At 60.1% G+C, this 14,575-nt stretch carries 12 protein-coding genes; 6 read left to right on the top strand and 6 right to left on the bottom strand.

The genetic code is table 11. The annotated features are described in order from the left end of the window. The gene (locus tag QSK07_RS14765) at positions 1–1,155 is read right to left on the bottom strand and encodes an efflux RND transporter periplasmic adaptor subunit (protein WP_285721837.1); all 1,155 of its coding nucleotides are present in this window, start codon (positions 1,153–1,155) and stop codon (positions 1–3) included. Positions 1,156–1,456: 301 nt separating this feature from the next. Between QSK07_RS14765 and QSK07_RS14760 the strand changes: the two genes are divergently transcribed. From QSK07_RS14760 to QSK07_RS14750, 3 genes are all read left to right on the top strand, one after another. Then, the gene (locus QSK07_RS14760; protein ID WP_098050628.1) at positions 1,457–1,798 is read left to right on the top strand and encodes a helix-turn-helix domain-containing protein; all 342 of its coding nucleotides are present in this window, start codon (positions 1,457–1,459) and stop codon (positions 1,796–1,798) included. A gap of 86 nt (positions 1,799–1,884) precedes the next feature. After that, positions 1,885–2,319: a ribonuclease domain-containing protein gene (locus QSK07_RS14755; protein ID WP_285721836.1), complete on the top strand. Its 435-nt coding sequence runs from the start codon at positions 1,885–1,887 to the stop codon at positions 2,317–2,319. A gap of 2 nt (positions 2,320–2,321) precedes the next feature. Beyond that, positions 2,322–2,585, top strand: a complete 264-nt coding sequence (locus QSK07_RS14750; protein WP_013357798.1) for a barstar family protein — start codon at positions 2,322–2,324, stop codon at positions 2,583–2,585. Here QSK07_RS14750 and QSK07_RS14745 read toward each other — a convergent pair. The 4 genes from QSK07_RS14745 to QSK07_RS14730 all read right to left on the bottom strand — a co-directional run bounded on the left by QSK07_RS14745 (position 2,582) and on the right by QSK07_RS14730 (position 10,649). After that, positions 2,582–4,948, bottom strand: a complete 2,367-nt coding sequence (locus QSK07_RS14745) for a virulence factor SrfC family protein (RefSeq protein ID WP_285721835.1) — start codon at positions 4,946–4,948, stop codon at positions 2,582–2,584. The two genes, QSK07_RS14750 and QSK07_RS14745, sit on opposite strands and share 4 nt — an antisense overlap. Beyond that, the gene (locus tag QSK07_RS14740) at positions 4,945–7,908 is read right to left on the bottom strand and encodes a virulence factor SrfB (protein WP_285721834.1); all 2,964 of its coding nucleotides are present in this window, start codon (positions 7,906–7,908) and stop codon (positions 4,945–4,947) included. The genes QSK07_RS14745 and QSK07_RS14740 overlap by 4 nt, the downstream gene beginning before the upstream one ends. Before the next feature lie 2 nt (positions 7,909–7,910). Next, positions 7,911–9,305 carry an SrfA family protein gene (locus tag QSK07_RS14735; protein ID WP_285721833.1) on the bottom strand — a complete coding sequence of 465 codons (1,395 nt, stop codon included), beginning with the start codon at positions 9,303–9,305 and terminating at the stop codon, positions 7,911–7,913. A gap of 153 nt (positions 9,306–9,458) precedes the next feature. After that, the gene (locus QSK07_RS14730; RefSeq protein ID WP_285721832.1) at positions 9,459–10,649 is read right to left on the bottom strand and encodes a benzoate/H(+) symporter BenE family transporter; all 1,191 of its coding nucleotides are present in this window, start codon (positions 10,647–10,649) and stop codon (positions 9,459–9,461) included. A gap of 122 nt (positions 10,650–10,771) precedes the next feature. Between QSK07_RS14730 and QSK07_RS14725 the strand changes: the two genes are divergently transcribed. From QSK07_RS14725 to QSK07_RS14715, 3 genes are all read left to right on the top strand, one after another. Then, positions 10,772–11,329 carry a helix-turn-helix domain-containing protein gene (locus tag QSK07_RS14725; protein WP_285721831.1) on the top strand — a complete coding sequence of 186 codons (558 nt, stop codon included), beginning with the start codon at positions 10,772–10,774 and terminating at the stop codon, positions 11,327–11,329. Positions 11,330–11,395: 66 nt separating this feature from the next. Beyond that, positions 11,396–11,821, top strand: a complete 426-nt coding sequence (locus QSK07_RS14720) for a MarR family winged helix-turn-helix transcriptional regulator (RefSeq protein WP_013357804.1) — start codon at positions 11,396–11,398, stop codon at positions 11,819–11,821. A gap of 15 nt (positions 11,822–11,836) precedes the next feature. Beyond that, positions 11,837–12,397 carry an isochorismatase family protein gene (locus QSK07_RS14715; protein WP_285721830.1) on the top strand — a complete coding sequence of 187 codons (561 nt, stop codon included), beginning with the start codon at positions 11,837–11,839 and terminating at the stop codon, positions 12,395–12,397. 41 nt (positions 12,398–12,438) lie between these two features. Here the strand turns inward: QSK07_RS14715 and pqqU are convergent, their stop codons facing one another. After that, a complete protein-coding gene (gene pqqU / locus QSK07_RS14710) occupies positions 12,439–14,559 on the bottom strand; it encodes a TonB-dependent receptor PqqU (protein ID WP_275219489.1) in 2,121 nt (706 codons plus the stop codon). Positions 14,560–14,575: the final 16 nt, after the last annotated feature.

Here is a 14,575-nt window from a genome sequence, read left to right as displayed (position 1 = left end):
TTATTGAGCGGCTGCCGCACGCATGGCGACCTGCTGAGCAGTGACCGGCATGCCGGGCATAAATACTTTTTGCAGACCAGCAATGATGACTTTATCGCCGGCTTGCAGACCCGATTTAACGATACGCAGGCCATCCACCATCGCGCCGGGCTGGATATCGCGCCGCTGCGCTTTACCTTCACCGTCTACGACATAGACATATTTGCGATCCTGATCGGTCAGGACCGCTTTATCGTCAATCAGCACCGCCTCGAACTGCGCGCTACCGGGCAGACGCACACGGGCAAACAGCCCCGGCGTGAACTGACGCTGCTGATTGTCGAGCAGGGCGCGCATACGAATGGTGCCGGTACTGGCGGTCAGCTGGTTATCCATGAAGTCGATCCTGCCCTGATGCGGAAAACCCTGTTCGCCGACCAGCCCAATCTCAGCGGGCAGGGCATGGCGCTGCTGGCCCTGACGCGCCATCGCCTGATAGTTGAGGAAGGTGTTTTCATCGACATCAAAGTAGACATACATCTGCTGCTGCGACACCAGCGTGGTCAGCACACTGGCGCTGTCACCAGCGGTCACCAGGTTACCGGCGGTGATCATCGCCCGGCTGGCGCGGCCATCAATCGGCGCGATGACGCGGGTGAAATCGAGGTTCAGCTGCGCCATATCGACCGCGGCTGCGGCAGCCAGCACATCGGCCTGCGCCTGGCTGGCAGCAGAGCGACGCTGTTCCCACGCCTCGCGGGAAATCGCCTGGGTGCCAATCAGTTTCTCGCTGCGGCCCGATTCGCTGCGGGCCAGGCTGGCCTGACTGCGCGCCCGCGCCAGTTCCGCTTTAGCCTGCTCCAGCGCCGCGCGGTAGCTCCGGTCATCAATGGTAAACAGCACCTGACCTTTTCTGACCTCATCGCCTTCGCGATAGTTAACGGCGTCGATATAGCCCGAGACGCGCGGCCGCAGCTGAACGCTCTGTACCGCTTCCACCCGGCCATTGAAATTGTCCCACTGGCTGACCGGCTTGATCAGCACCGGCGCGGCACTCACCTCAGGCGGTGGCGGTGGGGCGTTTTGCGCCACACCTTTATCGCAGCCGCTCAGTTGCGTGATGAGCAGTACCATCCCTAAGAGGGTTAAACCCTGACGAACCCGGTTCGTAATCATTGTTGTTATTCCGCGATAGATATAAAAGATGACCTGCAGGCCAATATTTGCAACTTTTAATATTGCAATTAATCGCAGGGAGTGTAGGCTTGCGTCGCGGGCAACTGCAAGAATAACAGATACACTTTATGTGCGGTTTTGGGCAGAGCGTTGAAAGCCTGAATAGTTGCGCTAAAACCCTACAAACGGTGCGGCATTTAATGTACCAATAAAACTTGCATTAAATGGCATAGTCAGCCACCCTTAAGTGTAACTGCAACTGATACTAATACTTTTCGCTACAGCGACGGGAGAGACTGGAATGATGAGTAACGCCTTTATTCACGATTTAATCGACTGGATTGATAACAACATTGAAGCACGTCTGGACCTGGATACGGTTTCAGAACGCGCCGGTTACTCCAAATGGCACCTGCAGCGTATGTTCAAAGAACATACCGGCTACCCACTGGGTGAATACATCCGGGTTAAGAAGCTGAAGAAATCAGCCGATCGTCTGACCAGCACCGATGAACCGATTCTCAATGTGGCGATCTCGTTAGGTTTCGACTCCCAGCAATCTTTTAACCGCAGCTTTAAACGTCAGTATGGTGTCGCGCCGGGTGCATGGCGTCGTCACAGCGGGGAATCGCACGCCGCATAACCTCGCCAGGGCCAGCTTGTCTGGCCCGCGCTTTTCTCCGGGCGCAAAACTGGTATCATCTGCATCCTGTCGTCACGGATGCCATCATGTCAAAAAAACTCTGGATCGGACTTTTTCTAGTCTTTGCGGCCTGTTTCTACGGCCTTAAACCTTATCTGAATACTGTTTCAGCCCCTGCGCAGGCGGATATCGCCACCCTGACTGACGCCCATACCGTGGCGCGCTGGGTGCTGCAGCATCAGCAATTGCCGGACTACTACCTCACTAAAAGTGATGCGCGTAAGCGTGGCTGGAATCCGGCCACAGGTAATCTGTGCGAGGTGCTGCCGGGCAGAGCTATCGGCGGCGATCGCTTTACCAACCGTGAAAAGCGGCTGCCTGCGCGTGCGGGCCGTCAGTGGTATGAAGCGGATGTGAATTATCGCTGCGGTCACCGCGATGCCGATCGCCTGGTTTACTCCTCTGACGGGCTGGTATTCCTCTCCACCGATCACTACCGCAGCTTCAGACAGGTGCCCTGAACATGCTTAACCTGACCTTTGACCTGCGTCAGCTCACCACGCGTGCGGCCTTTTATCAGCAGTTTGCTGAGCAGAGCGGCTGCCCGCAGAGCTTCGGACATAATCTGGATGCATTGTGGGACTGGCTGACGGGCGGGATGGCGCTGCCTGCTACGATGTGGCTGCAGCACTATGCTGCGCATCAGGCCGATCTAGCGCCGGTGCTGGCGCTGCTGGAAGAGGCGGCGCAGTCGCTTGAGGGCGAACTGCGCCTGATTATCGATTAAGTGCGCAGGGGCTTAAGGAGCGCAATCAGCGCTTCGCGGGCCGCCAGCGGCAGATCGCCACCGCCGGTATAACCATTGTTCTCAATGATCACCTGATTCAGCCCCACCAGCCAGTCGTAGATATAGTAGGCGGTGTGGTTGGCCGGCGCAGCAGAGAGTCTGGTCAGGCGCTGACCGGCACTGAAGCTGACACTGGGCGCCGGCGGACGTGAGAAAATCACCTGACCCCGGTTAACCCGGCTGGCAGGGCGTTCCGATTCAGGCCGCTGTAAAAAGCCGAGCCAGGCCACAAAATCCCCCAGCACCGTCATCGCGCGCGTTACCTGACGATCGGCGCGGGATTCATGGCTGACGCTCTGGGTATCCGGCTCATGCAGCGTCTGCTGCAGTTTCTGCGCGATATCGGTGCGGAATCCGGCTGTAATTAACTCTTCAACCAGCCACTCCATCGTCGCCTTGTCCACATTCAGCAACGCCAGCAGGCTGCGGTTTTCCGGCAGCTGACGCAGATGATCCAGCCAAAGCAGCAGCACCTGACGCGGATACTGCTGAGTGCTCTGCAGACTCTGACGCGGCTGAACCGTCGCTTCCGCCGGACTCTCGCTGAACAGGTCAAATTCAAACCCGATACCAAACTGATTTTCCGGTGCCTGAATCGTGACCGGTTTGCTGCCCTGCAGGGCTGACTGATTGAGCCAGAGCTGGCGCAGCGCTTCACGCGGCGGCTGCAGGCGCTCCAGCAGCTCGCCATGCAGGCCGGTGCGATGCTGTAAACACTTCAGCAGCGTGTCAGCGATATTCTGTTTGCGTGCCGCCTGCTCCGGGCTGGCACCCGCCTCGGTCCAGGGCAGCAGACGTCGCTCCACCACGGTGTGCTGAATCTGCGCCAGCTGAGCCAGCAATATGTCGCGGCGGGCTTCCGGCTGCATCTCATCCAGCAACCAGCTCGCCATGCGGTCGACGCCTGCGCGATCAAGCGCCAGCATCGATCCCCAGTGCTGACCGGGCTGTCCCATCTGACGCTGAACCGCCTCATCCACATTGATCTGCTGATGACGGGCATCGAAAGGGGTAATCGCCCAGATCAGACGCGGTTTCTCTGCGGATTCCTGGGCAGGCTGGTGACGCTGCCATTCGCGCAGCGTTTCGCTGGCAAGGTCCGCATCCTGGCGCTGGCTGGCGGCAGTGCAGACCAGCAGCAGATCAATCGCCTGCCGCGCGGCGTAGAAGCCAGGCAGCAGGGCGCGTTTCTGTTCCAGTAGCTGAGCACGCAGCGGATCCTGCTGCTGCAGGCGCTGGCGATCTTCCTGCGTTGCTGCGTCACTGGACTGACCCGGCGCGGGCAGCTCCAGCATATCGGCATCATCGTAGAGCGCGGTTCGCGGAGTGGAGCTCAGCGGGACCAGCACCTCCAGGGTCAGCAGCGCCAGTAATCCCAGCGGCACGTTCTGCGCCTTGCCGATGCGATTACCGTTCATCGGGCAGACTTCCACTGGCTGCTGCTGATCCTGTTCACTGCCTGGCACAATCAGCTGCTCGGCGGGCAACAGTGACGCGTCGGTCAGCAGGCTCAGCGGCGCGAGTACCCGGCTGCTGTTACGCAGCTGATGACGCAGGTGCAGCAGGGTACGCAGCATTTCATTAAGGGCAGGCTGAGCAGGCCACAGCAATGAAAAGAGCTGTACCCGGTCATCAACGCTGAGCCAGGGCGCCAGCTCAACGGCCTGCGGCCAGAAATGGCGGTCCAGCCGCGCATCGTGGTGCGGACGGCGGCGGCTCCAGGACCAGAGGGTGACCAGTGCGTCGCCTTCCAGACCGGCCAGCGGCGTGGTAAGGCGATGACGCTGCAGGCGCTGCAGGGTGCTGTCGATCTGTGTGGTGTCGGGCGTCGACGCTCTGGCACAGGCGACCATCAGCCGCACCAGTTCCGCTTCGCTCAGCAGCGTCAGTTCAACCGGCCATTCGCCTGACAGCGGTTCGCGCTGATGGCTGAAGCGGGTGGCGGTCGCAAAATCGAGGTTGCCGGGATTGATATGCTGGAACCAGCTCAGCTGTTTATCACCCATGCGGGTCACTAACTGGCCCTGGGCATCGGCCACCATTTCGTCCAGCAGCCAGGCTTTACCCGCCTGCGACTGACCAAACAGCGCCAGCGTGACCGGACGCGCTATCTGCTGCGCCAGCGCCTGAGTCTGCACGCGCGCCTGACGCAGTTGCAGCGTCAGGGTTTCTGCTTCCAGCGCCAGACGCGGCGACTGCTCACGGGTGGTCTCAATCCAGTTCAGGCTGTTATTCAGTGCGTCCTGCAACAGGCTGAGACGTTTTGCCAGCGTTTGTGGCTGACGGGGTTTTAACGCTTTCATCGTTTACACACGCTCCCGCTGTCAATCCAGTATTGCGCATTGGCATTGCCGGTCGCCGACAGTGTATTCAGCTTCAGACTTAACTGCTCCAGCGGCACGCGGGTGCCATCGTCCAGGCGCGCATCGCTCAGCACCAGACTTTCCGGGCCAGAGGCGTCGGGACTGGCTTTGACGGCCAGACGGATGCGCAGCACGCTTTCACCGGCTACTTTACGCGCCAGCGTGGCGTCGTTCAGCGTCAGGCTGTAGAGCGGCGAGGCGGGCCAGCGTTCGTTATCCAGCTGACGGAAACCGAGACAGACGTTGCCGCGAATACGGAAACTGCTTTTTTTATCCAGCGCATAGCCGGTGTCGTCGAGGTCAATTTCGCTGTAGCAGAGGTTCTCGTCCGTCAGTGCCTGGCTTTCATCGAGCATGCCAAGGTAGCGAATGGTCGAATAGGGTTCAAAATCTCCGGCACGGAACCAGAAGCTGCTGAGCCGCAGATCCAGCGCCAGCAGGCAGAGCATCGCGCCGACCGCCGCGGTGGATTTCGGGTTATCGATGCGGCCATGTTTGTTAAACGGATACCAGTCGCTGGTGTGATAGCCTTCCAGCGACAGAATACGGCTGCCCGGCAGCGGCTGCAGATGGCGCACCAGCGCCTGAATGCCCGGGAAGCGCGACGGACGACCGGTCAGCAGCAGCACGTCGCACTGATAGAGCGACACCACTTCACACATCGAGCGCAGTGCCGGAATAATCGCCATGCGGTGTTGCATAAATTCGCCATGCAGCTGCGACAGGCTCACCACCAGCGGCACCTGCAGCAGGTCAAAGCGACTGTTACCGCCCAGTTCGCGCTGAATTTCACCGTTAACAAACGCCAGCACCGCCTCGCCCGGTGGCTGATCGACCAGCTCGCCAAACAGCGTGTTGATCTCCGCATGGCTTTCCAGCGGATCCCAGTTTTCGTAACGCTCAAGCACCGCCTGCGCCAGCGGAATAAACAGCTGTAAGGTGACCTGCTGACGCAGCGTCGCCTGACCGTCCATACGACTGTCATGACCAAACAGCTTATTCATCAGCGGTTCTGCCAGGGTCAGGCCTGCTTTCTGCAGATGCTGTTGCAGCGCCGGTAAAATCCACAGCTGAATCACATCCAGCAGAATGTCGTCGCCCGCCACTTTAAAGCCTTCACGGAACAGCAGCCGCGGCGTGATTTTGACGTTGTTGCCCTGACCATCATCCAGACGATACTGCGTGATGGCGAGGTCGGTGGTACCGCCGCCGATATCAATCGAGGCAATCCGCAGGCTTTTGCCTGGCAGTTCGTCGGCCTCGCGCGGACGATCGGGACGGACCATGCTGCTGAAAAAGTCTTCGGCGCGACCGGCAAAGTTGACCTGAGTTTCATTAAACAGCCAGACCATCTGACCACAGGTCGCTTCATCCCACTCCATCTGCACATCCGGCAACGGTTTCGGGTTATGACGTGGCAGCGAAGGTGACAGATCATCGTCGTCCGCCAGCCAGCCCTCGGCTTTCCAGACCAGCGCCAGCGCTTCCTGCATCCGGCGGCGGAAAATTTCGCGCTCCGGCTTCGGCATCGCTGACGGCAGCGTCAGGATCACATGGCGCAGCTGACGCGGCGCGTGGCTCTGCGGCATACGCTGACGCTGTGCTGCACTGTTCATCTGCATCAGCGCCTGCGCCAGCAGCTCACACAGCATAAAGGTCATCAGTGAACTGCGGCTGTAATGCGGTGAAAAGACCGGCAGACGATCGTCGGGTGCCAGCGAAGAGAGCGGCTGGCCTTCGTCGTTGAGCAGGGTGGTAAAGGGGGCGGCACAGGCCAGGGGTTCCGCCTGATCGCCAGGCGTGTTAAAACGCCAGCCTGGCTGATAGCGGGCTTCATCCCACAGGTAGCGACGCGGACTGGAGAGGCCGGTGCTGCCTTCCAGTCCCACACGCTGCAGGGCCAGACGGCTTGCTTCGCGTCCCACGCGCGTCAGGGAAGGCCACATAAAGGCCTGCTCACGACCGCTCTCCAGCGAGAAGTTCGCTTTGCCGAAACGGGTCTCAGCAAACTCCAGACGGCTGTCAAACAGCTCGTTGTAAACCTGATGCGGCTGTGAAAGATCGCGCAGCTGCAGCTCATAGGTCTGCTTCAGGCCGTTGCTCTCTTCAGGGTGATCTTCCACCAGAATGCCGCAGGTATGGGAGTTGCCAACATCCAGAATGATATCGACGTTGACCGCCGGAGTCTGCAGCGTAGCAGCCTGGATGTGGATCTCGCTGAGGTCGAGCTGCTCGCCCAGCAGCTCAAGCAGATTAAGATAGTGCGCCTGATACTCAAATTCGCGCAGGGCCTGATTAATCGCCTGTTCGCGGCGATCGGAAACGCGGTCGGTAAAGGATTCACGCAGCCACCCGTCAACCCAGGTCAGGTCAAGAAAATCACCCAGCTCGTAGTTGTGCCAGGCCAGCGCAAAGGTCACGCCGTTCTGCGCATCGGCAGCGCAGAGGCCGAGCTGTTCGCCGCCATCCTGTTCCGCGACACAGCGGGTATCAAAGGCCAGGGTAACGCGATGGGTATTGCCTGCCGCATCGGGCGCGGGCAGGGCCACCAGACGCATCCGCGCCCAGTTTTCCGGGCCGCCGATAAATCGACGGCCGCTGGCGCAGCGCAGCATCGGCAGCGGCAGCCAGCAGCCAGCCAGCAAAGTGAGCGAGTCAGCCAGGGCGATATCGGACTCCGGGCGCACCACTTCAGCAGCACCCCCATCTTCCGGGTAGAGCATAAATTTACCGCTGTTGCCATCGACGTTCAGGCGCAGCAGCGGGCCGTTAGCGGTCTGGCGCACGAACTGACGGCGCGCCTGAGTAGCTGAGAGTTGCAGGCCAAAATCCAGAAACTGCACACCGCTGTTTTCAATCAGCGAAATTTTTTGTTTGTCATCGATCAGGGGAGCCAGCATCGTTATTTACTCTCACGCTTAATCGTCATCGGGAAGACCCGGTCTTCAGCATACTGTGCTTCACACACGGCGGCGCCCATACTCGCATGACAGACCAGCAGTGGCATACGGTAGCGCGAATTGTTCTGGCACTTTGCCGTGTAGCGGCTCTCAATCACCAGGTTACCGGCGCTGGTCATAGCGGCGCTGACATCAGCTTTACAGCTGGTATTACCCTGCGCGACCTGCACGCTGCCTTTACCATTTTTGAACTGGAAGCGCATCACCGGCGGCTTACCGGTTGGCGTCGGCATCTGGTCGATAGTCACACGCCAGCGGCCATCAATCACCTGTACCTGACCTTCGCGCACGGCGTCCGGCGTGACAATCAAATCATCAGGTTTAGCCGGAACCGGCGGGGTCACCACACTGGCAAGGGTAGCAGATGAAGCGGCAGGTGCGGCTTCGGTAGCGCCAGCGCTGGCTGGTTTCTGTGGCTGCGATTCGGGTTGTTTCTCAGCTGTTGCTGTCTCCGCCGGTGTCGCCGCTGACGGTGCAGCTACGGGTGTGGCCGCCGCCGGGGCCTGACTCGCTGCAGGTGTTGGGGTGGAGACCGCGGCGGGCGCAGAAACAGCCGCAGGGGCTGCTGCTGGCTTCGTTGATGCTAACGGCGTGGCGACAGGCTCAGGACGATGCAGCAGCACGGCTACCGTTACGGCGGCAGCAATCGCCACCGGCGGTAACAGATACCAGACGCGGAAACGGCGACGAGCCGCCACGGGTGCAACCGGCTCAGGCTCAACGGCTGCCGCGACCGGCAGCGGCTCCTCTTCAGGTGCAGGTTCAGGCTCAGCAACGATGACCGGTTCAGCGGCAACAGGTGCGGCAAACAGCTCAGGCAGTGGTTCAACCAGCACCACCGGCAGATTCTCTTCCAGCGTGTCGCGCAGGCAAGCCAGCGCATCGTCGCGGCTGCGTGCCTGGGCATCGACAAAGCCCCAGAAAGTAATGACCGGTTTGCCATCAACCAGATAAACATACTGCTGATCGGGGAATTGCAGGGTTTTGCTCAGCAGCGCACCAAACAGCCGCATCGACGGGTTTTCTGCTGCGCGCGCGCGCGTGCTGAGATCCTGCATATCCTGCTGGCAGGCAGTGAGCTGCTGCAGCGCCGCCCGACGCTCATGATCGCTGGCGCCCAGCCAGGATTTCACCCGGCCGCTGAAAGGAGCATACCAGTCGAGGCGATCGCCCCGTTCATTGGCCTGTGGGATGGCCAGGCAATCTGCCAGTGCGCTCTGACGGCGCAGGCGCAGGGTTTCACGAATTTGCAGTGCCGAGGCGTAGACCGGCTGGCCATTTTCGCCTAACGCCAGAACTGCATCTAAATTACCGCTGCGCAGAAAAGTTTTTGCCACCTGTTGGGCCCTTATCGGTCGTTGTCTGAGGCAGAAAATCGCGTGTTATCGACGATTAGGTTGATTTTACGCGGGGCAATGACAAATCAAACGGCAGAAAAGGAGGTAAATCCAGTGTTTTTTTCACCGGCGGGCGGAAAAATAACCGATATTTCAGCAGCTATCACGCAATCGGGTGGTTTTACGCACCAGCAGCAGGTGAGCGATAACGCCACCGATCAGTCCCCAGAAGGCAGGGCCAATACCCAGTAAAGAGACGCCTGATGCGGTGATCAGAAACGTGATCAGGGCGCTGTCGCGTTCTGCAGGCACATCGAGTGCGCGATGCAGGCTGCCGCCAAGCGTGGCCAGCAGAGCCAGACCCGCCAGCGCCTCAATCAGCACGGCGGGCAGGGCACTGAACAGCACGGCGATCAGCGCACCGGACGCGCCTGCCAGCAGATAGAAGACCCCTGCCAGTGCTGCGGCACGCCAGCGTTGCTGCGGATTTGCGTCGACGTCATCGCTCATGCAGATCGCCGCCGTAATCGCCGCCACGCATACCGAAAAGCCGCCAAACGGCGACAATAGCAGCGCCGTGACACCGGTCCAGCTTATCAGAGAAGAGATTGGCGGACGGTAGCCGTGTGCCTGTAACGTCGCGATGCCGGGGGCATTCTGCGACGCCATGGTCACCAGGAAATAGGGCACGCCGATCCCCAGCAGCGTGGTCAGAGTAAAGTGCGGCATTACCGGCTCCGGCAGCGCCAGCATCATGGACTGAGGCGGAAAGTGGATGGCATGCTGGGTCATTGCCACGGCAATCCCCACCATCAGCGTCACCAGAATGGCATAGCGTGCCAGCCAGCGACGGGCCAGCAGCCAGGCGAGGCACATGCTGCCACACAGCACAAAGTTGTTGTGCAAATCGGCAAAGGCCTGCAGCCCGAAGCGCAGCAGAATACCCGCCAGCATCGCCGCCGCCAGCGAAGCGGGAATGTGGTTCATCAGCCGGGCAAACAGGCCGGTGACGCCGCACACCACAATCAGCAGGTTGGCGAAAACAAACACGCCAACCGCTTCATTCAGCGAAACGCCGTGAAAGCTGGTCGCCAGCAGCGCGGCACCCGGCGTGGACCAGGCAGCCAGCATCGGCATGCGGTAGCGCAGTGAAAGACCCAGAGAGACCATCCCCTGCGCAAGACCCAGCACTGACAGCCAGCCACCAATCTGTGCCGGCGAGGCGCCCGCCGCCTGAAACATCTGATAAATAATCGCGCCGCTGCTGCTGTAGCCCACCAGCACAGCAACAAAGCCGGAGACCAGCATCGGCAGGGTAAAACGGGACGGTTCGGCTCTCGTCATGGTCAGGCTCATTACAGAGTGTGCGTTATAGCGCACATGTTCGCATAGTGCGCTATAACGCACAAGTGTTACACTGTCGGCATAACGTCACCTGCCAGGGTGACAAGAATTCAGGAGAAAAAATGGCAGATTTTCAGCAACACCTGAGCGGTGCGCTCAGACAGTTGCGCCAGGCCAACGGCTGGAGCCTGACGCTGACGGCGGAGCGAACCGGCGTCAGTAAAGCGATGCTGGGGCAGATTGAGCGGGGCGAGTCCAGTCCGACGGTGGCGACGCTTTGGAAGATTGCTACCGGGTTCAACGTTCCCTTTTCCTTTTTTATCGACGGGAGCGCGTTGCCTGCCGGCACCCTACCAGGGTTCACTCAGCCCAACGCTGACATGTCGGTGCGCTCCGTGCTGCCTTATGATCCGCAACTGCGGTTTGATCTGCTGGCGGTGGAACTGGCCGCGGGCGCGCTGAGCCATTCCTCGCCACATGAAGCGGGCTGCGTGGAGCAGGTGGTGGTTATCGAGGGTGAACTGCTGCTGGGGGTCAACGATCGCTGGCGGCGTCTGCTAAAAGGCGAGGCGTTTCAGTTCAGTGCCGACGTGCCACACAGCTACCGTAACCCGCTCAGCACGCCGTTGCGCTTTCACAGCCTGATTCACTATCTGCAGCGCCCGGACGTTACAAATTGATACCGGAGCAAACTACACAGTTTACCTTCGTATCTTTATACTTTCGCTTATCGATGGAGACGGGAAATGCGCGATCTGACTGAATCTGCTGCCACGCTGCGCATGCTGGTGGGCAAGCTGGGCCGCCGGCTGCGCGAGTCGGCACCGCCTGGCGAACTCACCTGGTCGCAGGTGGCGGTGCTGGGGCATCTGGTGCGCGACGGGGCGATGACGGTGACGCAACTGGCCGCCGCCGAAGGCGTACGCACCCAGTCGATGGGGACAACCGTCGCCGGATTAGTGGCGGCAGAATTAATAACGGGCGAGCCCGATCCCCATGATGGCCGTAAAACCCGCTATCTGCCCACCGCGTCGAGTCTGGCGGTGATTACGTCGAGTCGCGCAATGCGCGATGACTGGCTGGTCCGGACGCTCGACGCGCGGCTCAGCCCGGCAGAGCAGCAGCAACTGACCGACGTTCTCCCTCTGCTGCAACGACTCACTGATTATTAAACCCGAGGATCCAACATGGCTGTAACTACACTTGATGCAAAAACTGCGCTGATTGTTATCGACCTGCAACACGGCATCGTAGCGCTGCCGCTGGTCCATGAGCCGCAGCCGGTGATCGAACGCTGTGCCGATCTGGCTGAGGCATTTCGCGCGCACGACCTGCCGGTGGTGCTGGTTAACGTGGCTGGTGGAGCACCGGGGCGTAACGAGCAGGCGCGTCACAGTGGCGACCTGCCTGCCGACTGGGCAACGCTGGTGGCGGCGATGACGCCGCAGCAGAATGATCTCACCGTCACCAAGAAAACCTGGGGCGCGTTTCACCACACGGCGCTGCATGAAGAATTGCAAAAGCGCGGCATTACTCAGGTGGTGATCTGCGGTATCGCGACCAGTATCGGCGTAGAGTCAACGGCACGTCAGGCGTATGAATTGGGTTACAACGTCACGTTAGCCACTGATGCGATGACCGATATCAATAGGGATACGCACAACAATAGTGTGAAGTTGATCTTCCCGCGCCTGGGTGAAACCGGCAGCTGTGAAGACATTGTGACGCAGCTAAAATCCTGCGCCTGATATGAGATATCCGGGCCACCGCAAGGGTGGCCCGGATAGGTCTAGCGGAAGGCATAAACCAGCGTCAAGCCCACGCTATAGTTGCGGCCCGGCGCAGATTCGAAGTAGCGACCATTGCTCTCATTCACAATCACTGAACCCACGTAATGCCGGTCAAACAGGTTATCGATCCGGCCAGACAGATCCAGCGTCCAGTTATCCACCAGCCACTTATAGCCACTATTCACCGCCGCCACGGTATAGGACGGGGTATTCACGTTGTTCTGATCTTCAGCGGCGATCTGGCTCAGATAACGCACTTCACTGCCTGCGTAAAAGCCCTGTTCCGGCAGATAGCCGAGTCCGGCGTACGCCATGTTTCGCGCGATGCCCGGAATACGGTTGCCGTCACAACTGTCGCTGCCGCAGGCGTTGCTGCGATAGCGCGCATCCAGCAGGGTATAGGCCATTTTCAGCCGCCAGTCCCAGGCAAACTGCTGGTCCAGGCTTAACTCCAGACCGCGGCGGCGGGTCTGACCGGCATTTTTATAGGTAGTCCGTCCGCCGCTGCTGGCATCCGCCACAATCTCATCGCGGGTATCGGTCTGGAACAGCGCCGCGCTGATCAGGCCATTGCCGATACGTTTTTTGCTGCCGATCTCCAGCGTGTCGCTGGTGGCCGGTTTCAGCCCCAGATTCAGGCCGGTCGCGCCATCAGAACGGTAAGAGAGCTCATTAATGGTCGGGGTTTCAAAGCCGCGTCCGGCCGAGATCCACGCGTTCCAGCTGGGATCAAAGGCGTATTTTAGCGCCGCCGCGGGCAGCCACTTGTGATAGCGCGCCTCACCGCTGTCGTCGCCGTTACCGGGCCGGACATAGAAGTCATTGGAGTCAAAGTTGACGGTGCTGAAGCGCACGCCTGCATCCAGCGACAGTTTATCGGTGAGCTGCCAGTTGGTCTGCACATAAGGATCGAGCGTCCACATCAGGTTGCGCTCGTTGCGGCGCAGATTTCCCTGTTCACCCAGTTGCGTTACGCCGTTGCTGACGGTGTAGTTTTCATAGCCCTTGCGGCGCTCGGTCATGGTTTCATAGTCGAGGCCGCCGGTCACCGCCACCGGCATCGACAGCAGCGTGTCGCGATGGGTCCAGCGGGTATCGACACCCTGATAGTGGCGGGTGAGGTCAATCACGCCACCGGGATGAGACGGATTACGCTGAACGGCGGCGGGAATGGACTGGAACTGCGTGGTTTCGCGCACGCCTGCATAGAGCATTACGCTGAGGTCATCGTTTTCACTCATCTGGCGCTGATAACGCAGGCCGCCCTGGGTCTGATCCACCGTTTTACGGGTGTTGTAGAGCGTAACGTTGCTGACCACCTGGCGCGGATTGTCACGCCACTGCGCCTCGGTTAAGCCGCCGGGATCCTGGGCGTCGATGTGCACGCTGTTAAACAGCAGCGTCAGGGTGCTGACATCGTCGATGCGTACGCCGAGCCGGGCGTTGCCGAGGTTCTTCTGCGCGGAACTGTGATCGCGATAGCCGTGGGTGGTAAAGCGGGAGGCGGAGACGGTGTAGTTCACATCCCCGGCGTGCGTGCCATCACCGGTCGCGCCACTGGCTTTGACGCTGTTGCGCCAGCTGCCGTAACTGCCGTACCAGCTGCTGGCTTCCAGCGTTGCTGGCTGCTGGCCCTGCTGGGTGGTCACATTGATCACGCCGCCCGAGGCGTTGCCGTAAAGTGCAGAAAAGGGGCCGCGCAGCACCTCGACCTGATCAATCGAGCCGATGTCAATGTTGGAGGTCTGCGCCTGACCGTCCGGCATGGTGGCCGGAATCCCGTCTACATAGATGCGCAGACCTCGCACGCCGTAGGTTGAGCGGGAGCCAAAGCCGCGCATCGACAGCTGCAGATCCTGGGCATAATTCTGGCGGTTCTGGATCTGCAGACCCGGTACGCTGCTGAGATTTTCCGACAGATTCACGCGTGGTGCCGCCTGACGTATATCGTCGCCGCTGACCACACTCAGGGCGGCGGGGGTATCAAGCTCGTTAAGGCCCGTTTCCGGCGGGGCGGCCGTTACGACCAGGGTATTGTCATTGTCTGCCGCCAGCAGCGGCAGCGGCAAAAGGGCAGGCAACATCAGCAGCGTCGCCTGACGCAGAGAGAATATTTTCATTATCAGAGGCCTGAAA

The sequence above is a fragment of the Pantoea sp. QMID4 genome (assembly GCF_030270445.1).
GTDB lineage: Bacteria > Pseudomonadota > Gammaproteobacteria > Enterobacterales > Enterobacteriaceae > Pantoea > Pantoea vagans.
The sequence above is the reverse complement of the archived record's forward strand: the minus strand, read 5'-3'. Positions and strand labels throughout refer to the sequence as shown.

Bases quoted from the DNA above. Each gene is read 5' to 3' on its own strand.
- QSK07_RS14740 (WP_285721834.1), bottom strand. From the start codon at position 7,908: ATGCTGGCTCCCCTGATCGATGACAAACAAAAAATTTCGCTGATTGAA.
- QSK07_RS14765 (WP_285721837.1), bottom strand. From the start codon at position 1,155: ATGATTACGAACCGGGTTCGTCAGGGTTTAACCCTCTTAGGGATGGTA.
- QSK07_RS14725 (WP_285721831.1), top strand. From the start codon at position 10,772: ATGGCAGATTTTCAGCAACACCTGAGCGGTGCGCTCAGACAGTTGCGC.
- QSK07_RS14745 (WP_285721835.1), bottom strand. From the start codon at position 4,948: ATGAAAGCGTTAAAACCCCGTCAGCCACAAACGCTGGCAAAACGTCTC.
- pqqU (WP_275219489.1), bottom strand. From the start codon at position 14,559: ATGAAAATATTCTCTCTGCGTCAGGCGACGCTGCTGATGTTGCCTGCC.
- QSK07_RS14720 (WP_013357804.1), top strand. From the start codon at position 11,396: ATGCGCGATCTGACTGAATCTGCTGCCACGCTGCGCATGCTGGTGGGC.
- QSK07_RS14750 (WP_013357798.1), top strand. From the start codon at position 2,322: ATGCTTAACCTGACCTTTGACCTGCGTCAGCTCACCACGCGTGCGGCC.
- QSK07_RS14715 (WP_285721830.1), top strand. From the start codon at position 11,837: ATGGCTGTAACTACACTTGATGCAAAAACTGCGCTGATTGTTATCGAC.
- QSK07_RS14755 (WP_285721836.1), top strand. From the start codon at position 1,885: ATGTCAAAAAAACTCTGGATCGGACTTTTTCTAGTCTTTGCGGCCTGT.
- QSK07_RS14730 (WP_285721832.1), bottom strand. From the start codon at position 10,649: ATGACGAGAGCCGAACCGTCCCGTTTTACCCTGCCGATGCTGGTCTCC.
- QSK07_RS14760 (WP_098050628.1), top strand. From the start codon at position 1,457: ATGATGAGTAACGCCTTTATTCACGATTTAATCGACTGGATTGATAAC.